Origin of the sequence: Fibrobacter sp. UWOV1 (assembly GCF_900142495.1) — a bacterium.
Lineage (GTDB): Bacteria > Fibrobacterota > Fibrobacteria > Fibrobacterales > Fibrobacteraceae > Fibrobacter.
The window spans coordinates 47,279-66,457 of sequence record NZ_FRBA01000010.1; the positions used below are offsets into that span (position 1 = coordinate 47,279).

The window sequence follows — 19,179 nt, forward strand, 5'->3', positions numbered from 1 at the left end:
TTACTCCTGTTAAATTACGGGCGTAAAGATAGAAAATCTACCGAGTAAATAAAAAAGCCCTCCCACGGGGGGAGGGCTTAAACTTGGTTTTAGACCAGATTACTGGACTCTGTAGAGCTTCACCTTGAAGGTGTAGTCGCCGTTGTTGCCTTCGGTCGTTTCGGTAATTGCGAAAGCGTAGAAACCAACGCCCGTTTCGGTGCTGTAGCCCGGGGCCAGAGCGACATAGATCTGGTTGGAGTTTTCAATCATCAAGGAGAGTTCGTTGCCAGGAGTCTTGAACTTGAAGTCGCTCACGTAGGCGGCTGCCGGAGAACGGTCTGCGTTCATGTCTTCGGGCCACATATCCACTTCGTAGTCGTCCGTGTACGGCGGAAGGTCGCCATTGGTAATCGGAGCGAGCGAAACGGTTGTACTCGTAGCGCTGAGTTCCGGATTGCCGTCAACCTTTGCCTTGGAGAAGATGATGTCGGCAGGAGAGCCGGCCGGAGCTGCAGTGCAGGTGGCGAGGCTCAGGCCTGGATTCACGTTCGTGGAGAGTTCGACCTGGCAGGAAGTCATGGCGACTTCGGCCTTTACCGGCTGCTGAGAAGTCGTGTCTTCGGTGCGGCAGTATTCAGCTGCTTCACGTTCGAACGGAATAACTTCAGTTCTCTGGTAATCCTTGGTGCCGTCGTTAGCCGTCACGGTAACGATCAAACTGTACATGCCGCATTCGGTGAATCCCGGATCCTGCAAATTGACGGACACGTAGGCGGAATTCATGGAATTCAGGTCAATGGCGTTCTGCGTGGGGAAGAGAATCTGGTTGGAGCTGACAGCCACACCAACGTTAACCATGTTGTTCACGTCAACACCCTTACCGACCTTATAGTCAATGCCGGTGAAGGCCGTATTGAAGACGCTGTCCATGACGGTAGAGTCGCCGACAAAGTCCAAACCGAATTGGCCTTTGAAGCGCACGTCATCGCCAGAAATTCTGGAGGTGAATTCTGTGACAGTGATGTTGGCGTCTTTCTGGGTCGGAATTTCAATCTTTCCGCCCGGCTGGTTCGGATCGGGTTCTGTAGAAGACTTGCTATCGCTTCCGCAAGCAATGAGACCGAATGCGCCAATAGCGAAAACGGAACTCAGGATAAGTTTCTTTGCAAAAATCATGATTTTTCCTCATTAATTGTTTTTCTGCCCTTGAAAATAAACAAAAATGGGCTGAAATGCAATCAAAAAAGTGTAAATTTAAGCTAAAATGATGCGAAAAACACGCGTTTTTGCGTAAAAAAGCGGATTTTCGTGATAAAAATCTATTCCATACCGCGGATAATGTCGCGAAGCCGCGCCGCTTCCTCGAAATCGAGGCGCGCGGCGGCCTCTTTCATTTGACGTTCCAGGTCTTCTAGCGAACTTGTCCCGGACTTGTCATGCCGCACTTGATGACAATAGCCACTTGCAGCTTTGCTGCTTAGTGGATATGATCCTCGGAACGGGGACGGCATCTCCGTTCCCTTACCGGAGTTTTTCTTCCGTTTGGTCTTGCTGCTCGGCTGCAGCGGTTCCATCGGGCGAATGCCGAGGCTTTCTTCGTCATCCTCGTCATCAATTCCGAATTCCGAATTCTGAACTCCGAATTCTTCTTCCAGCGGGTCGTTGATCCTCAGGTCGTCTTCCAGCTTGCGGGTCACGGACTTCGGCGTGATGCCGTGTTCCTTGTTGAATTCTTCTTGCACGCTGCGGCGGCGGGCGGTTTCGGTGATGGCCTTTTCCAGGCTGTCGGTCATGTTGTCTGCGAAGAGCAATACGGTGCCGTTCACGTTGCGGCTTGCGCGGCCCATGGTCTGGATGAGGCTGCGGTAGTTGCGCAAGAAACCTTCCTTGTCGGCATCGAGAATGGCCACCATGCTCACTTCGGGCAGGTCCAGACCTTCGCGCAGCAGGTTGATACCCACGAGTACGTCGAATTCACCGGTGCGGAGTCCGCGAATCAGTTCGTGGCGTTCCAGCGTCTTGATATCGCTGTGCAGGTAGCGCGCGCGGATGCCTGCTTCTACAAAGAAGTCGGTGAGGTCCTGCGCCATCTTCTTGGTGAGGGTCGTCACCAGCACGCGGTCGCCGTTCTTGACGACTTCCTCGATGCGGTACAGGAGCACGTCCATCTGGCCCTTGATGGGGAACATCTCGATTTTCGGGTCCAGAAGTCCGGTGGGTCTGTTAATTTGTTCGGTAACGACGCCGCCGGTCTTGGTAAGTTCGTAATCGCCGGGAGTTGCAGACACGAAAAGCACCTGCTTCGGGTACATGTACTCGAATTCGGCGAAGTTCATCGGACGGTTGTCGAGGGCACAGGGGAGGCGGAATCCGTACTGCACGAGCGTTGTCTTGCGGGATTTGTCGCCCTCGGCCATGCCGCCCACCTGCGGAATGCTTACGTGCGATTCGTCCACCATCAGGAGCCAGTCATCGCCGAAGTAGTCGATGAGCGTGAATGGGCGCGTACCCGGCGCGCGGTTCTCGATAATGCGGGAATAGTTTTCGATGCCGCTGCACATGCCGGTCTCGCGAATCATTTCCATGTCGTATCGAGTGCGGCTGCTGAGTCGGGCCGATTCCAGCACCTTGCCTTCTTTGTCCAGTTCCGCGAGGCGCTCGGTCAGTTCCACCTGCATGCGCTGCAAAATGCCCGCGCGGCCTTCTTCTTTAGTCACGAAGTGCTTCGCCGGAGCGATGGTCATTTCGTCCATTTCCTGAGTAATTTCGCCGGTAATGATGTTGAAGCGAACGAGCCTGTCCACTTCGTCGCCGAAAAGTTCGATGCGGAGTCCCTCTTCGTCGTAGCTCGGGTGAATTTCAATTACGTCGCCGTGTACGCGGAAACTGCCGCGTTCCAGGCTAAAGTCATTTCTCGTGTATTGGATTCGCACCAGGTCGTGCAGAATCTTGTCGCGGTCGTAAACGTCACCCTTTTTGATGCGAACCATCAAGTCGAAATATTCGCTCGGGCTACCCAAACCGTAAATGCAGCTCACGGAGGCGACGATAATCACGTCTCGGCGGGTCAATAGATTCGCGGTCGCACGCAGGCGGAGTTTGTCAATCTCGTCGTTGATGCTGGCGTCTTTCTCGATGAAGGTGTCCGTGTGCGGGATGTACGCTTCGGGCTGGAAATAGTCGTAATAGCTCACGAAGTATTCCACCGCATTGTGCGGGAAGAATGCCTTGAATTCCTGGTAGAGTTGCGCCGCAAGCGTCTTGTTGTGCGTCAAAATCAGCGTCGGCTTGCCCACGTTCTTGATGACGTTTGCCATCGTGAACGTCTTGCCGGAACCTGTCACGCCAAGCAGCGTCTGGAACTGTTCACCGTGCTTGAAACCTTCGGTGAGCTCTTCAATGGCCTTCGGCTGGTCGCCCGCTGCCCCATAGGGGCTCACGAGTTCGAAGTTCGCGCGTGTCGGCGACTGGAACTGCTTTAACTTTCCCGGCAAACTTTTTTCGGGCGGTAGCGGTTTCGCTATCGGTTTCGCATACGGGTCAGGTGTAATTGTCTTGCGTGCGCGAGCCATGTTAGTTCGGAATTCGGATTTTGGAATTCGGAGTGAAAAATGAATAATGAAAAATTAGCAATTAATAAAAGGCTTGTTTTTAATTTTATATTTGGTTCGCTATGGAATTGTTGAAAAAAATAGGATTGCTCTTAATGGTATTCGTGGCGCTTGTGGCCGCGGCAACGGAGGAGGCGTCCGAAGACGATTTCCAGCGGTATTCCGTGGTCCCGATTCTGGGCTATACCGAAGAGACGGAATTCCAGATCGGAGTGATGGCTCTGCTGTTTTTGCGCCCCGACGAACCGAACGGCAACGTCCCCGAAATCGGCCTTACGGCGTATGGTTCGACGCGCGGTCAGTTGCAGTTGCAATTGGAACCGTATTATTATTTATTCCATGACCAGGTGAGTATTTGGGGACTCCTCAAGTACCAGGATTGGGTCGCTGGCTATTACGGTCGCGGTAACGATCCCGACATTGATGTCTTCACCAATTTCAACCGCAAAAAATTCCAGTACGGCACGCGAATCGAGTCTAGAATCGGACTTCCGAAGGCGTTCAAGTACGGGGTCGAAGTCCATGCGGAATACACCGAAATCGATTTTGAAGTCGGTAAAATCAAGGATCTGCCCGACACCCATTCCGGCTGGCGTAATGGCGCGGGCTATTTGTTGGGGATTGACACCCGCGACAACATCAACTGGACGCGTCACGGCTTTTTGGCCCAGTGGCAGCAGATGTTCTATAGCGACCGCCTGGGCGACTACACGTTTGACGTGGAATCGCTTGATTTGCGCGGGTATTCCAGCGTATCAAAAACAACGACGATGGCGTTTGGCATGTTGTGGCAGCGCGCAGACGGCGATGTGCCTTTCGACATGCTGGCCGGCCCCGATGGCATTTGCCGATTCCGCGGTGTAGAAAGCCTGTATTTTGGTGACAACCAGGCGGTAATCATGCAGGCCGAAGTCCGTCAGTTTATTTGGTGGCGCCTGGGGAGTCATGTGTTTTTCGAAGGCGGAAAATCGGGTCGCTATTTCAGCGAGCTAGTCCGTAATGATTGGCACCGTTCCGTTGGCGCAGGTGCACTCCTCGGCTTGAATTTAAAGCAGAACTTGTTTGCGCGAGCCGATTTTTCTTGGGTCGATTTTGACCATTTAGGCCTGTCCTTCTACGTCCGTCAAGCATTTTAGCGCGAAAAAGCCAGAAAACGCCTAAATGTGTGCATTTCGTCCCTAATTTAGGGCTATATGTCGCTTTTGTAATAATTTTGACAACCCATTTGTTGTTTTTTTCTATCTTTGTCTCAAAAAAGTTACGAGGTATAATATGAACGAAATGAAAGAAAAACTCAAGGCCTTCTTTATGTCTGATCTCGGCGTCGATGGCGACGTGCTCCAGTTCGATACTCCGCTTTTTGGCGAAGAAATTGGCCTTGATTCTGTGGATTCCCTTGAAATTATTTCCTTTGTGGATTCCAATTTTGGCGTGTCCATGACAGGCGTTGCCAAGGAAAACTTCCAGAGCATCGATACAATCGCAGCTTACATCGAATCCCACAAGGCCTAAAGAATTTAGCCGGGGATCCGTTCTCGGCTTTTTTTGTTTTTCTCGCATCCTGGAGCTTGGCAATAGGATGCATCTCTCTTTGGAATAACTATGACCCCCAATGACAAGCGTTGTGTAGTTACAGGTTTAGGCGTCATTTGTGCCGTCGGTAACAATGTCGAAGAAACTTGGAAGAGTGCCCTGGAATCGGTTTCCGGCATTCATAAGACCACTTCTGTTGATACAGTGAACTGCTATGCGGACTTGGCAGCCGAAGTCAAGTGCGATACCCTCGATGAAATTGACGCTCCCGAAGAAAAGGACCGCGTCTCGAAACTTTGCATCAAGGCTGCAAACGAAGCTTTGGCCGATGCAGGCCTCAAAAACTTTAACGACGACCAACGTGTGAGCGTGGTTATCGGAAGTTGCGTGGGTGGCGTTCTTTCGATTGAGCAGTATCATCAACATGGTCGCAACGCTTCTGAAATCGCCAAGATGCCGATTGCATCTATTGCGTCTCAGGTGGCTGAAACTTGTGGTGCTGGGGGCATTGTCACGAATGTGGCGAATGCTTGTGCCGCGGGCACGATTTCGATTGCGGTGGCTTGCGACTTGATTCGCGCCGGCAAGGCCGATGTCGTAATCGCAGGCGGTGCCGATTCTTTTGCCTCGGTGCCTTATTCCGGATTCCTTTCTTTGCATGCTCTTGATGAAAACGGATGCTCTCCGTTCAACCGCTGCAATGGAATTACGCTTGGCGAAGGTGCTGGCATTGTGATTGTGGAATCTTACGAGCATGCGCAAAAGCGTGCTGCCAAGCGGTACTGCGAAGTGCTCGGCTCTGGCGTCACAAGCGATGCAAACCACATTACCGCACCGCGCGAAGATGGCCTTTGCCTTAAGGAAGCGATCAACCGCTCTGTCAAGAATTCCGGCATTGCCAAAACCGACATCGGCTATATCAATGCCCACGGTACGGGTACGGGCAAGAACGATAACGCCGAAATGACCGCATTCAAGGCCTACTTTGGCGAAGAAAACCCGACTGTGAGTGTTAGTTCTACCAAGGTGCTTACAGGCCATTGCCTGGGTGCTGCCGGTGCGATTGAAGCCGTGTTCAGCATCAAGGCCCTGACCACCGATACAGTGCTTCCCACCTTCCCGTATAGCGAAGAACAGTCCGCCGCCCTCAAGGAAAAAGTGGGTGACATGGACTTTGTGCAGAACAAGGCCCGCCATAAGGACTTGAAGTGCGTGCTGAGCAATAACGTTGCCTTCGGCGGTACGAATGCCGCAATCGTCTTCTCGAAGGAAGCGGGTAACGTGTCTGCCCAGAGTGCAGCAGGCAAGAAGATTGCCGTGACAGGTCTTGGAATTGTATCGCCGCTCGGCAACAGCAAGACCGCTTACGTCGAAGCCGTGAAGGCCGGCAAGAAGCCCGAGTCCGCCTCAGTGCGTTCTACGATTGCCTTGGATGACTATAAGGAACTTGGCATTAAGATGGCGTTCTATCGCAAGCTCGATAACTTGGGCCAGCTCCAGACCGTGTCCGGCATGCGTGCGCTGCAAGATGCGAACTTCAAAGTGTCTGACGAAAATGCTATGGATATCGGCATTATCGTGGGTACCAGCGAAGGCGGTCTCGGCGCCACTTACGATTTTGAAGAACTGATCGCAGAACTCGGCAATGCCGGCGGTTCCGCCTTCAAGTTTCCGCACACCGTTTACAATGCGGCTGGCGGTTACCTCTCTATTTGTTCGGGCATCAAGGGTTACGGGGTAACCATTACCAGCGGTCCGCTTTCGGGCCTCGATAGCATCGGCTACTCCATGAACGTGATTCACGACGGTCAGGAACAGGCCATGATGGCTACCGGTACCGACGAAAACCTGCCGATTATTACGGAATTTGCCCAAAAGCTTGGCGTGGCCGCAAACGATGTAGTCGCTCCTTACGCAAATGCCGAAGGCTTTGTGGTGGGTGACGGTTCCGTGTCGATTCTGCTCGAAGAGGAAGAATACGCCAAGGCCCGCGGTGCCAAGGTTTACTGCTACGCTCTCGGATTCGGCCATGGCCGCAAGAATGTGAAGTTCGGTAAGCTCGCCGGTTCTGACGAAGCCTTGGACAAGGCCATTGCCGATGCCCTGGCCGATGCCGGTATTTCTGCTAACGAAATTGATGCGGTTTGCGGTTTTGCCAACGGCTGCAAGCGAATCGACGATATCGAGAAGGGCGCTCTCAAGCGCGTGTTTGGCGAAAAGCTTGCCGCGATGCCGCTCTTCGAAGTCAAGGAACGCACCGGTGAAGGCCGTGCGGGGTCTGCAGCCCTTGCCGCTGCCGAAGCCGCTCTCCTTTTGAGCGGTGAACTTGCAAACGATAACGCATACTTTGTGGCGGCAGACGGTTCTGTCTCGGCAAAGACGGTCGAATCGGCAAATCTCAAGAAAATTTTGGTTATCTCCTTTGCGACGGGCGGTTCTTACAGCGCAGTCGTGTTCGGAAAATAGTGTTTAGGTAGAAGGAGCTTGAATATGAAAGTTGCTTTGGTAACAGGTGCTTCTAAGGGAATTGGCAAGGCTTGTGCCTTGCGCCTTGCTCGCGATGGCTATACTGTCGTGGTGAACTACTCCAGTTCCGACGAGGCTGCTCAGCAGACTTTGGACCAGATTAAGGCCGAAGGTGGTGACGGCATGATTTACAAGGCGAATGTCGCCGACCTTTCTCAGGTGAAAGTCATGGTTCGCGAAGTCTTCAAGGCTTACGGTCGCATTGACGTGCTCGTGAACAACGCAGGCATCGTGCGCGACGAATACCTGATGATGATGAATCCGGAAACCTTGGACAAGTGCTTCGACCTGAACGTGAAGGGTTATTTCTACTGCGCACAGCAGGTGGCCGTGAAAATGTACAAGCAGAAGTCCGGCGTGATCATTAACATGAGTTCCGTGTCTTCGAAGTTCGCTCTCGCGGGTCAGGCTGTTTACAGCGCTACGAAGGGTGCCGTGAATTCCTTGACCCAGACGCTTGCCAAGGAACTGGGCGGTTTCGGTATTCGCGTGAATGCCGTGGCTCCGGGCTTTATCGCTACCGAAATGATTGAAGCGATTCCCGAAGAAACCCGTAAGGGCTATCTCGAAAAGATTCCTCTGAAGCGCTTTGGCTCTGCCGACGAAGTCGCCAACATTGTTTCTGCCTTGGCTTCTGACCAGTTCGCCTATGTGACCGGCCAGGTGTTTGTGCTTGACGGAGGTCTTTCTCTATGATGAACATTTACGAAATCAGCGAAAAGATTGCTCAGCGTCCGCCGTTCCAGATGATCGAACGTGTCACGGAACTTACGCCGAACGAGTCTGCCGTGGGCATCAAGAACGTGAGCGTGAATGAGCCTTACTTTACGGGACATTTTCCTGGAACCCCGATTATGCCGGGCGTGCTCATTGTGGAAAGCTGCGCCCAGCTCTGCTCGCTTGTGATTGAAAAGCCTGCCGAAGATTTGGAAAAGAACCTTTATGTGCTTTTGAAGATTGACGGATTCAAGTTCGTGAAACCGGTGATTCCGGGTGACCAGCTTGAAATTTCCGTGAAGAAGACAAAAGAAGGTGGCGTGTTGGTCGGTTTTGACTGCATCGTGAAAGTGAACGGCAACGTTCATGCCAAGGGCGCTCTGACCTTCACCAGCATCCCGAAGGAAAGTTTAGGAAAGTAATGGCTAGTGTGTAATGTGTGATGACTAATGATAATTTCACATCTCACATTCCACATTTCACATCTCCTCTGCCTCTGAATTTTATATATCGTGAACGATAAAAAGAAAAATATTTTTGTCGAAAGTTTTATGCAACTCGTCATGGTGATTGTCATCTACACCGTGCGAGTCTATTTGCTTGTTTGGTACCGCCCGAAGGTGACTTTTGTCGGTAACACGGTGAAGTCTCCGCGCCTGAAGACACCGTCGGTGATTATTGCGAACCATACGAGCATGTGGGACCCCCTCATGATGCTCGCTATCTTTTTCCATCACAAAAGCATCGTGGTGGCTAAAGACCAGATTGAAGACCCGCATTTTAGTTGGGCGCTGACCCGCGTGAAGTGCGTGATTCCTTGCGACCGCTTTAACATGGACACCGAATGGGCCTTACTTGCCAAACGTGAACTGGAAAAGGGAAACAACGTCATTATTTTCCCCGAAGGCAAGTGCCGCTATGACGGCTTGTTGAACGAATTCAAGACGGGTTTTGCGTTCCTTGCCCGCAGTACCGGCGCACCAGTGCTTTCGGTGGGAATCGACGGTATTTATAAACGTGGTCACCGCACACAGATTGTCGTGAGCGAGCTCGAAAAGATTGAACGCGTGAAGGGAATCCCTTCTTCGAAGCACTTGGCTGAACGCAGCGAATACTTTCGACAGAAAGTCTGGGGGCTCAAGCAGCAGGCGCTGGGTAAGTCTGAAGTGGCTCCGCTCCCGGTCGCATCTGAAACTCCTGAAGAGGTTCAGGCATGAAGACTGGACTTGTGTTAGAAGGCGGTTCTCGTCAGACCATGTTCAGCGCAGGCGTGATTGACACCTGGCTTGACGAAGGGATTGATTTTAACTACGTGGCAGGAGTGTCTGCCGGAGCCCATGCGGCGGTGAATTTCATTACGCGTCAGCAAGGGCGCCTGCGTTTCATTGTGCTCCCGACGCGTTTGCAAAAAGGCAAAAAATGGGCCAGCAAGTTCATCGGAATCCAAAAGGAATTCCATGCTTTGAACTACCTGGCTGCCGATGGCGAGATGCCGCTTGACTTTGAAGCTTACCGCAGTTCAAAGATTGAATGCGAAATCGGACTTACCTGTTGCGAAACGGGACGAGCCGAATTCAAGAGCGAAAAGAACGACAAGAAACGTTTGCTCGACTTGATTAGCGCTAGCTGCGCCCTGCCTATGATTTTCCCGATGGCAGAACTCGACGGCAAGCATTATGCCGATGGATGCATTACCGCCGCAATACCGTTCGAGCGTGCGTTTGAAAAGGGCTGCGACAAGGTGGTAGCCATTTCGACCCATTATCCGGGCGAAGCGGTGACGGACTTCCGCAAGTACCGTGCGATTCTGAACCCCATGTACAAGCGCAAGTACCCGGACCTGTTCCGTGCTCTCATGGTCCGCCTGAAGCGCTACGAAAAAATGTTCGTACGCATGGAAAAACTGGAAAAAGAGGGGAAACTCTTTTTGATTCGTCCTGTTATTGATTTGTGCGACCAGTTCGATACCAATATGGAAAAGATGAATGAGTCCTATGAACACGGCGTAGAGATGGCAAAACGCCGCATGGACGATCTCAAGGCGTTTTTAGAAATTTAAATTTACATAGTAGAATTTACGGGGTAGATATTCTTCATAGGAGGAGACTGTGAACTCTGCAATCAAGGGACTTTTCATTTTGGCGCTGTCTAGCTTTTGCCTGACGGCGTGCGGGGGCGATTCCAGTGGCTCTACGAAGGCTGTTGATGACGAAACGGAATCTAGCGAATCTGGCTCTCTGGCTAGGGACCGCTCTTCCAGTTCGTGGGCGATGTCGAGTGCGACGACGGTCGTCGATGCCGACGCCAAGGATGTCCGTAACACGGAACACAGTCATGATTCCGAAGTTGACTCTGCGACGGGAACCACTTTTGCGACGCACAGCGTTGGTATTTACACTTGGACCGAGCAGAACATCAATGTGAAATCTTCTGTGGCGAGAAACACCTGTTACGCTTACGATGATTCCAATTGCAACCCGTACGGAAGACTGTATCTTTCGAGCAATGTCGAAAAGGTTTGCCCCACGGGTTACACCTTGCCGACTGTTTCAGACTGGAAAAACTTGCTGCAGGCGGAACTGACGAAGACGGACTACGCGGGCATTTGTACCAAACGCGATACCTTGGAATGTACAGGTATCGGTGATTCCGTGCGTTACCTTGCCAGCGATGGCTATGCCGTGTTGATGGACCGTTCCGGCTTATTTGAACGTCAGATGGCTCGCGACAATGAATTCTATTCGCTACGCTGCATTCGCTACAGGAGCATTGTAGAACGCATGGCGGACTTGCCCGACTGCGAAGAGGACGGTGACAACAACTATGCCAACATTTATGTGGTTGATCGTGATTCGAATTATTACTGTAGCAGTGGCAAGTGGTATTCTTCTAGCATCAAGAGAGCCTGCAGGGAACAGGAAACGGGTGACAAGTACTTGATCAAGGGCTATGTGTACATTTGCAAGAATGGCTCTTGGAGATTCACGACGATTGACGATGTGGATATCAAGTGTAACGATGACAACCGCTACGAGGAATACGTGGTAAACGATGTACGCTACGCCTGTGGCGACAATGGCATGGTTAAACTGACGTATCCGGCGACAGAGCTTGGCTTTTGTAGCCCGAAGGTCGCAGGCAAACTTGCCGAAATGGATTCGGCAAACGCTTACGTTTGCGAAGACTTTTTGTGGAGAAAGGCGGAACTGGAAGACTATTACGGAAAGTGTGATTCGGCTAAGACAAACCAAATTATATCTTACAAGAACTTAGGTTACATCTGTTACAATAAATCGTGGAGAAGAACAACCGCGATTGAAGACGAATTCGGCGCTTGTACACCGAAGTTGCAGGATTCGCTACGTGAGACCAAGGACCATTATTATTATGAATGCTATTATGAAAATTGGCATAAGGCGGATAACAGCCTGGTCCTTGGAAATTGTACTAGTGAAAAGGAAGGCTTGAAAATCCTCATTGGAACGAACGAGTATGAGTGTGTCAACAATACGTGGAAACAACATGACAAAATGAGTAGGGAAATCGGTTTCTGCACCACACAAAATGTGGGCGCAAAAGGGGTGTTCCTCGATACGATTTACTATTGCGAAGCTGACCGCGGCTATGGTTGGCAAAAGGCGACGGAATTGGAAAAAACACTGGGATACTGCCGCAGGGATACCACATTTGTCGTAGAAAATTCCGGAAAATTCTATAAATGTTCTGGCTCTTGGAAAGAGGCGGCACAGAGTGATGTCCTTGGGTCTTGTAATTCCGCTAAAGGCGAAAAAAAGATTTTTAATGGCAGGGAGTTCGTTTGCGATACGACGGCCCTGAAGAGTAATGGAGCCTGGTATGCCATGACGGCTCTTGATTCTGCTTTGGGTGGATACTGCAGAACGGCCATTTTGGGAAAAGCGGTGAAACACAATGATACCATTTACGTGTGCCGTGTTAATAGCGAATCAAAGACCAAGAAAACTTGGACTATTGGAACATTTGAGGATTATAGAGGAAAGTGCGATAAGGATAACCTTGGACGTCGCGTGTTTAATGGCGTAGATACGGCAGTATGCATTTATAATTCATGTAGCACAGTTCGTGAAAGAACTTACGCCTATAATGGAAAAGATACGGAAATATGTAGCAAATACAATATAACGGGATATTTTTGGGAATCGATCGTGCGCGAAAGCATCACGGATAAGCGTGACGGAGCCGTGTATGGCGTGTTGACTTTTGGTACGCAAAAATGGTTGAACCGAGATTTGCAATATTGGACCACGAGCGCTTATGGAAGCGATGGATATAAAATGAGAGAGAACCCATATGTATTTGAGCCAGACATGTATCACTCGTTTTACTATGTGTGGAGTGATGCTCTGGGTGGTGCAAATATTTGCCCCGATGGGACTCGGATCCCGTCCAAAGCGGACTGGAAGACGCTTTTTGAATTTGCGGAGAGTTTGAATCCTGGCGAGGGTGTGGTTTCTTTACTTGATGATGATTGGCGAGTGAGTAGAACGGGGAAAGATTATTTTAACCTTGGTCTAAGAAGAAACGGCTTTATGGATATGGATTATTATCCGCTTGGTAACGACCCTTTGGTTGGTTCGGCTGATTATATGTCTCTTTATTATTGGACGACAGATGCGGGAAAGACAACGAGTACGGGAAGCGCTGTTTACGTCGATACGTTGCTCAATGTCAATTACCAAGTTGAAGCGCTGAAAGAAGACGCTTACACCATCCGTTGCATTGTAGATAAGTAAACGCAGGTCGTCTCTTTTAATCTCTGATGTTTAAACTCTCGCGGACGCTGGCGGGTTGCTTGCCGAGCAACTTGTAGAGCTTGCACCGGAATAGCGGAATGGCGGCGATGACTCCTGCCGTTACGATGGCGATGGATAAGTAGGCGATCCCGGGTTGGTTGAATGTGCTGCGGAAGAGCAGGCGCATCACGAGCAGAATGTACCAGTGGACCGCGAGAATCATGAGTGCGTTGCGCGAGATGTTGCGCAGGATTCCCTTGATGATGCGGATGGGGGCGATATCCGGGAGTTTGTCGGCGAGAATGAAGGCGGCTACAAGGCCCGCGATGCCGAAGAAGGAACTGGCGATGAATATCGGGAGTGATTTTCCGAGGGTGTTGTTCATGATGCTGAAATCAGGATTTGGAATTTCGAATGCGGCATAGAGAATGAATGTTGTGATGGACGTGGCGACCACAAGACTCCAAGGAAAGCCTTTTTTCCCTTTCCCGCATAGAGTGTTGCGAATAGGTTCCTTGCTCAGCCAGCCGCAAGCAAAGAAGAATAGTACTGTCAGATTGCGTTCGATTCCTAACGGCAGGCGAACGTGATTCTTGTACAGGAGCCAACCACCTGCGAGGCTTATGATTGCGAAGACTGCGATAAACAATTTGCTTACGCTCTCTGTCTTCTCGGCCTTCTTATTGTCATGCCGCACTTGATGCGGCATCTCCGTTCTCGTTTGCGAAAAAAAGTGAATTGCAACCCATTGCACACTATAAAACATGAGGCTCACTGAATACAGCGTAAACACGAACCACAGCGGGCCTGACCCGATGGAGGACTTGCCGACTACAAAAATTTTTGCCAAATTCCAGTAGATGTAATCCCATACGCCTGCAATTTCGGGCTTGATGTTCATGATGGTCATGCGGGGCGCTTTCGGGAATAAATCGAAATTGTACAGCACCGGATCTAGGGCCAAGAACAGCAGCGAAAGCAGAATGTAGGGAATGAGCAAGACACGGGTTTTGTGAACAAGGTAACTTTTGAAATCGGGGAAGCGTCGCGTACTGAATAGCATTCCCGAAATGAAGAAGAAGGCCGACATACGGAGCGCGTTCAGGTGCAACATCCCCATTTGCGCCTGCGGAAAGGTCTGCTCCACGTGATAAAGGCAAACAAGCAACAACACGAATCCCTTGAACTCGTCAATCCACCCAATTCTTGCCATCGCCTTGCTGCTCATTCTGCTGCTCTTGTTCGATTGTCACTCTGGAGACACGAAGTGTCGATAGAGCCCATCGAGGAATCAGTACCACCTTCTCTCGTCGGCAATCGTCGTCATGGGCCCGTGTCCGGGGAACACGACGGTTTCTTTGGGGAGCGTGAGGAGTTTGCTTTTGATTCCGTTGACGAGTGCGTTTTCATCGCCACCGAATAAATCGCTGCGCCCGCGGCTGCCTGCAAAAATAATGTCTCCGGGGAACAGCAGCGGCGGCACGTTCTTCTGGCCGTTCACTTCGCCCGGGTTTTCGCAGTAAAACGCGATGCCGCCGGGGGAGTGCCCTGCGATGTGGAAAACCTGCAGCTTGATGCCGGGCACCTCGACGGCATCGCCCTCGGCAAGGGAGTTGCCGAGTCCGGGCGATGGTTCGCGCAGCGGGAGTCCGAACATCTGGCTCTGCTCTTCCTGCAGGTCAAGCAGGAAGGCGTCTTCCTCGTGAGCCTCGGGTTGCACGCCGTACTTGCGGGCTACAAACGCGTTGCCCAGCACGTGATCCAAATGCAGGTGCGTATTCAGCAGGTGTCGCACGGTCAGGTTATTTGTGGCTATGTAGTTCGCCAACGCCGCTTCTTCGCGCTCGTTGCTGACACTCGGGTCAATGAGAATCGCATCGCCGGCATCGTTGCTTAAAACGAAACCGTTCACACCGAAGGGATTGAATGTAAAAGCCTTTAGTATCATTTCTCTTTAATATAAAAAAGAAGGCCCGACACTTTTCGCTCGGGACCTTCGCCTTTGAACATGAACTATACAATGTGTGATGTGAAATGTCTCATCTCACACTACACACTACACATTTCTAACCTTTCAATTCCCAGGTCGTGCCATCCTTGGAGTCCTTGATGACCACGTTCATCGCGGCGAGTTCGTCGCGGATGCGGTCACTTTCGGCCCAGTTCTTGGCGGCGCGCGCTTCCTTACGGGCTGCAATCAGCGCTTCGATCTTTGCGACATCTACGCCGTCGTTGGCACCCTTCTTGGCGTATTCTTCACGAGGCTGGTCGAGCTTCAGGCCGAAAATCTTGTCGAAGTCGGCAACGAGGGCGGCCTTTTCGCCGTCATCGATATCGCTCTTGAGCATCGTGTTCATGATACCGAGGGCGCGGGGCATGTTCAGGTCATCGCCGATGGCGTCCTTGAATTCGTTCTGGAATGCCTTCGCAGCTTCGCTTTCGATAGCGGTTGCCTTACCGATCAGCGGGTCCGTCTTCTTGTGCAAGCTCTTGAGGCCTTCCTTGGCGCCTTCCAAAGCTTCCCATGTGAAGTTCAGGTAGTTGCGGTAGTGGCTGCCGATGGCGAAGAAGCGGTAGTCGAGCGGGTTGAAACCGCGGTCCATCAACAGCGAGACCGTCAGGAATTCACCGCTGGATTTGCTCATCTTGCCGAACTTAGTCTCGGTGGTGCCGTCTTCCAGTTTTTCTTCGCTGGCGGTGCGCAGGAATTCGCCGTGCATCCAGAAACGTGCAAACGGCACGCCGTTGGCGCATTCGCTCTGGGCAATTTCGTTCGTGTGGTGCACGCGGATGTGGTCGGTACCGCCGCAGTGAATGTCAAGCGTCGGGCCATTGTACTTCATGGCCATGGCGGAGCATTCGATGTGCCAGCCGGGGAAACCGACGCCCCACGGGCTGTCCCATTCCATGGCGCGCTTCTTGTCCTTCGGGCTGAACTTCCACAGCGCGAAGTCGGTGGCGTTATGCTTTTCGCCCATGTCGATGCGGCTACCCTTGCGCAGGTTTTCCACGTCCAGGCGGGCAAAGTCGGCATAGCGCGGGAACTTGAGGCTATCGAAGTAGATGCCGTCGCTGGTGCGGTAGGTGTAGCCCTTTTCTTCCAGGGTCTTCACCAGTTCAATCTGTTCCTGGATGTGCTGCGTGGCAGGAGTCCAGCGGGTCGGTTCCTGGATGTTTAAGCGGTGCCAGTCGGCCATAAACGCGTCGGTGTAGAACTTCGCGATGTCCCAAACGGACTTGCCTTCGCGGGCGGCACCCTTTTCCATCTTGTCGTCGCCGGAGTCGGCGTCGCTCGTGAGGTGGCCCACGTCGGTGATGTTCACGATGTGATTCACCTTGTAGCCGTAGTACTTGAGCGTACGGACCAAAAAGTCTTCAAAAATATAGGTGCGGAGGTTGCCGATGTGGGCGAAATGGTACACCGTCGGGCCACAACAGTACATGCGCACGGCGGGAACGCCTTCAGGAAGTGTGAAAATCTCTTTCTTACGCGATGCAGTGTTGTAGAATTGAAGTGCCATTTTAAGCCTCCGGTTAGTGAATGCGGCGCAACTTGCGTCGTCGCGGCCAAAGATAGTAAAAGCTGAATGCCGCGGCAAAACAATTTTTGTTTTGACATGGCTGAGGCGCCTATCTTGCACTCCGAAGGAGTGCCATTATAGAATTATTTTACAGGATTTTCTTCAGACCGTCGATGTCGCGGAGCAGGATTCTGCCCCTCTTGATTTCGACAAGGCCCTTGGCGGCGAATTCCTGGAGCATGCGGGCCACCACTTCGCGGGCAGAATTCACGTCGCGGGCGATTTCTTCTTGCGTTTTCTTGACTTCGTCTTTGCCGGTGCTTTCAAAAGCCGAAATCAGGTAAGAAGCCAGACGCTGGTCGAACCGTTTAAACAGCATGAGCTGAATCGCCCAAATGGTCTGCGAATAACGCTCGGTCTCTTTTTCAAAAATGAAAGCCCGCACATGAATATTCGTATCCATCAGCTTGGCGCACAGAGCCGCCGGAATCACCAATGCGGTCGTGTCTTCCTCGGCGGTGACTTGGGTCTCGAAAGTCAGCTGGTGAATCACGCAAGAGGCCGTCGAAACGCAAAACTCGTTTGCGTGTGCGCGGTACAGGGTGATTTCGCGACCTTCGTCAGAGATGAGTCCCACGCGAATCCCTCCGCTCAGAATAAAGATGATCCCGAGGCAAGAGGTCTTGCTGTTGTGAATCATCTGGTTCTTGCCGAAGCGCTTTGTAACGCAACGGTCCGAAACAATCGCCTTTTCTTCGGGCGAAAGTTTCTGCCAAAACGGCAGATTCGGAAGGAAGTGACTGAATGGACCTAAGCTCATAAAAGATGCACCTTCCCTGTAATATACAAAAAAGGTGCATCGCCTCAAGGAGTATAGTTAAGTGGAATGTGCGTTTAGCTGAACATGCTTACGATCTGGTCTTTCGGACGAACTCCGGTCACGGAATTCACGACTTTTCCTTCCTTGATGACGACGAGCGTGGGAATGCTCATGACGCCGAAGGTGGATGCCAGTTCGCCTTGTTCGTCGACGTTTACCTTGCAGACCTTTACCTTGTCTCCGTACTCTTCGGCGATTTCAGAGATGGTGGGCGAAAGCATGCGGCAGGGCCCGCACCAGGGTGCCCAAAAGTCGATCAGAACGGGCCTGTCGGAGTTCATGACTTCAGCTTCAAAGTTTTCCTTGGTGATGTTCATTTCGGTCATTTTTACCTCTCTTATTTTTATTCTTGTTTACACCTATATTTTACCTAATGTGCGCCCGCTTATCTGTGACTAGGTCACATTATCCGAAAATTTTTTCTAAATTCGGCGCCATGCTTTTTTCCGAGATTATCAAAGAATCTTACGAGCCGAGGGAATATCCGGCGCTGGCCCAGCTTTCAGATGAGTGGGTGCAGACACGCCCGTTTTGGGGATGTAAGGTCTTGGTGGCAACACCGATTTTCAGGAACACGCTGGTAGAATACCGTGCGCTGATGGCTGGCGGAGCTGACCTTTATGTGGGCCATGTCATCGGAACATCGGGGGCGGCAATGCCTTGCGACCGGAAAATCATTGATTTGCTGAAAGAAAAAGATGTTCCCGTCGTGACCGATGAAGATATCAAGAGCGGAAAAGTCGCCGATGACTTTGACCTGATTCTGGATTGCGCCGGGCAGTTTGCCTTTTGCCACCCGCGTAAGGGCTTTGTAGAACTCACCCGTAGCGGCGTGCAATTTTTTGAAAAGTCGGAACACCCGGTGTATGTGGCTGACAGCGGAATCGTAAAGCGGATCGAAACTGTGCTCGGTACAGGCGACGGCTATTTCCGCGCGCTGGAATCTCTGGGTTTTGGTGACTTTGAAGGTAAATCGCTGGTGGTGTTCGGTAGTGGCAAAGTCGGCTGCGGCATTGCCTTGCACGGCGTGCGCCGCGGCATGAATGTCTGCTCTATCACCAACACCCGTAATGAAGATTCTAACTCGAATTTCAGCAGAGTCCTGTTGAACAATGAAGTGCAAATCGAGGATTACCTGGACGACGATAGGGTGGCTGATGTGATTGCCCACGCTGATTTTGTGGTGACGGCGACGGGACGCAAAAATGCGTTGACCTTGTCTGCCGTGTCGGCGATTCTTTCAAACGTCAAGGCGGTGGTCGCGAATATGGGTGTCGAAGACGAATTCGGTGAACTTGTTCCCGATACAAGAGTTCTGAACAGAAAGTCTCCCCTGAATTTTGTGCTGGATGAACCCACGCACCTCAAGTATATCGATACGAGTCTCGCGCTGCATGCGGCCTTGGGAGAACGCCTGCTGCAAGAATGCGCCGAAGAGGCTTGCCCCTTCAAGGGCGTGCAGGATCCGCCTAGCGAAATCGAACAACGTTTGTTGGTAACGACTATCCAGAACGGGGCGATTGGCCCTGAAATCTGCGACATGATGCGCTAATCGAAGTGCAGAAGCGGGCTTTAAGCCTGCATTCTATGTAAAAAGTACAGCCTTTGTAAATAAATTCTTGCTTTTTTAGTTTTTT

The 19,179-nt window shown here is 51.5% G+C and carries 17 protein-coding genes and 1 pseudogene; 11 read left to right on the forward strand and 7 right to left on the reverse strand.

Features of this window, described 5'->3' with window-relative positions:
* Positions 1 to 99 precede the first annotated feature (99 nt).
* Together BUC02_RS12690 and uvrB are read right to left on the reverse strand one after the other, a co-directional pair.
* Entirely contained in the window at positions 100 to 1,158 is a 1,059-nt protein-coding gene (locus BUC02_RS12690) for a hypothetical protein (RefSeq protein ID WP_073323088.1), read from the reverse strand.
* Between the two features lie 143 nt (positions 1,159 to 1,301).
* Positions 1,302 to 3,554: an excinuclease ABC subunit UvrB gene (uvrB, locus tag BUC02_RS12695; protein WP_073323090.1), complete on the reverse strand. Its 2,253-nt coding sequence runs from the start codon at positions 3,552 to 3,554 to the stop codon at positions 1,302 to 1,304.
* A gap of 101 nt (positions 3,555 to 3,655) precedes the next feature.
* Here uvrB and BUC02_RS12700 point away from each other — a divergent pair, with 101 nt between their 5' ends.
* The 10 genes and pseudogenes from BUC02_RS12700 (at position 3,656) to BUC02_RS16780 (ending at position 13,141) form a co-directional block, all read left to right on the forward strand.
* The gene (locus tag BUC02_RS12700) at positions 3,656 to 4,729 is read left to right on the forward strand and encodes a BamA/TamA family outer membrane protein (protein ID WP_175549865.1); all 1,074 of its coding nucleotides are present in this window, start codon (positions 3,656 to 3,658) and stop codon (positions 4,727 to 4,729) included.
* A 136-nt stretch (positions 4,730 to 4,865) separates the two neighbouring features.
* A complete protein-coding gene (locus BUC02_RS12705; protein ID WP_073323094.1) occupies positions 4,866 to 5,105 on the forward strand; it encodes an acyl carrier protein in 240 nt (79 codons plus the stop codon).
* A 90-nt stretch (positions 5,106 to 5,195) separates the two neighbouring features.
* Entirely contained in the window at positions 5,196 to 7,592 is a 2,397-nt protein-coding gene (locus BUC02_RS12710; RefSeq protein ID WP_073323095.1) for a beta-ketoacyl-[acyl-carrier-protein] synthase family protein, read from the forward strand.
* A gap of 24 nt (positions 7,593 to 7,616) precedes the next feature.
* Positions 7,617 to 8,348, forward strand: coding sequence for an SDR family NAD(P)-dependent oxidoreductase (locus tag BUC02_RS12715; protein WP_073054458.1), 732 nt, complete (start codon positions 7,617 to 7,619; stop codon positions 8,346 to 8,348).
* A complete protein-coding gene (fabZ, locus tag BUC02_RS12720) occupies positions 8,345 to 8,791 on the forward strand; it encodes a 3-hydroxyacyl-ACP dehydratase FabZ (RefSeq protein ID WP_073054460.1) in 447 nt (148 codons plus the stop codon). Before BUC02_RS12715 ends, fabZ begins: the two co-directional genes overlap by 4 nt.
* A 129-nt stretch (positions 8,792 to 8,920) precedes the next feature.
* The gene (locus BUC02_RS12725; RefSeq protein ID WP_254794221.1) at positions 8,921 to 9,586 is read left to right on the forward strand and encodes a lysophospholipid acyltransferase family protein; all 666 of its coding nucleotides are present in this window, start codon (positions 8,921 to 8,923) and stop codon (positions 9,584 to 9,586) included.
* The gene (locus tag BUC02_RS12730; protein ID WP_073323098.1) at positions 9,583 to 10,428 is read left to right on the forward strand and encodes a patatin-like phospholipase family protein; all 846 of its coding nucleotides are present in this window, start codon (positions 9,583 to 9,585) and stop codon (positions 10,426 to 10,428) included. Before BUC02_RS12725 ends, BUC02_RS12730 begins: the two co-directional genes overlap by 4 nt.
* A gap of 211 nt (positions 10,429 to 10,639) precedes the next feature.
* Positions 10,640 to 10,942, forward strand: a pseudogene (locus BUC02_RS16770) (FISUMP domain-containing protein); the annotation flags it as partial.
* Between the two features lie 464 nt (positions 10,943 to 11,406).
* A complete protein-coding gene (locus BUC02_RS16775) occupies positions 11,407 to 11,457 on the forward strand; it encodes a hypothetical protein (protein ID WP_369829050.1) in 51 nt (16 codons plus the stop codon).
* A 64-nt stretch (positions 11,458 to 11,521) separates the two neighbouring features.
* Positions 11,522 to 13,141, forward strand: a complete 1,620-nt coding sequence (locus BUC02_RS16780; RefSeq protein ID WP_371341034.1) for an FISUMP domain-containing protein — start codon at positions 11,522 to 11,524, stop codon at positions 13,139 to 13,141.
* Positions 13,142 to 13,157: 16 nt separating this feature from the next.
* Here BUC02_RS16780 and BUC02_RS12740 read toward each other — a convergent pair whose 3' ends face one another.
* The 5 genes from BUC02_RS12740 to trxA all read right to left on the reverse strand — a co-directional run bounded on the left by BUC02_RS12740 (position 13,158) and on the right by trxA (position 17,868).
* Positions 13,158 to 14,354, reverse strand: coding sequence for an acyltransferase family protein (locus BUC02_RS12740; protein ID WP_073323191.1), 1,197 nt, complete (start codon positions 14,352 to 14,354; stop codon positions 13,158 to 13,160).
* A 78-nt stretch (positions 14,355 to 14,432) separates the two neighbouring features.
* Entirely contained in the window at positions 14,433 to 15,089 is a 657-nt protein-coding gene (locus BUC02_RS12745) for an MBL fold metallo-hydrolase (protein ID WP_073323101.1), read from the reverse strand.
* A gap of 118 nt (positions 15,090 to 15,207) precedes the next feature.
* Positions 15,208 to 16,662: a cysteine--tRNA ligase gene (gene cysS, locus BUC02_RS12750; protein WP_073323102.1), complete on the reverse strand. Its 1,455-nt coding sequence runs from the start codon at positions 16,660 to 16,662 to the stop codon at positions 15,208 to 15,210.
* Positions 16,663 to 16,810: 148 nt separating this feature from the next.
* Positions 16,811 to 17,482: a Crp/Fnr family transcriptional regulator gene (locus BUC02_RS12755; RefSeq protein ID WP_073323103.1), complete on the reverse strand. Its 672-nt coding sequence runs from the start codon at positions 17,480 to 17,482 to the stop codon at positions 16,811 to 16,813.
* 74 nt (positions 17,483 to 17,556) lie between these two features.
* Positions 17,557 to 17,868, reverse strand: a complete 312-nt coding sequence (gene trxA / locus BUC02_RS12760) for a thioredoxin (protein WP_073323105.1) — start codon at positions 17,866 to 17,868, stop codon at positions 17,557 to 17,559.
* A gap of 110 nt (positions 17,869 to 17,978) precedes the next feature.
* Here trxA and BUC02_RS12765 point away from each other — a divergent pair, with 110 nt between their 5' ends.
* On the forward strand, positions 17,979 to 19,094 hold the full coding sequence (locus BUC02_RS12765) for a Rossmann-fold NAD(P)-binding domain-containing protein (RefSeq protein WP_073323106.1): 1,116 nt from the start codon (positions 17,979 to 17,981) through the stop codon (positions 19,092 to 19,094).
* Positions 19,095 to 19,179: the final 85 nt, after the last annotated feature.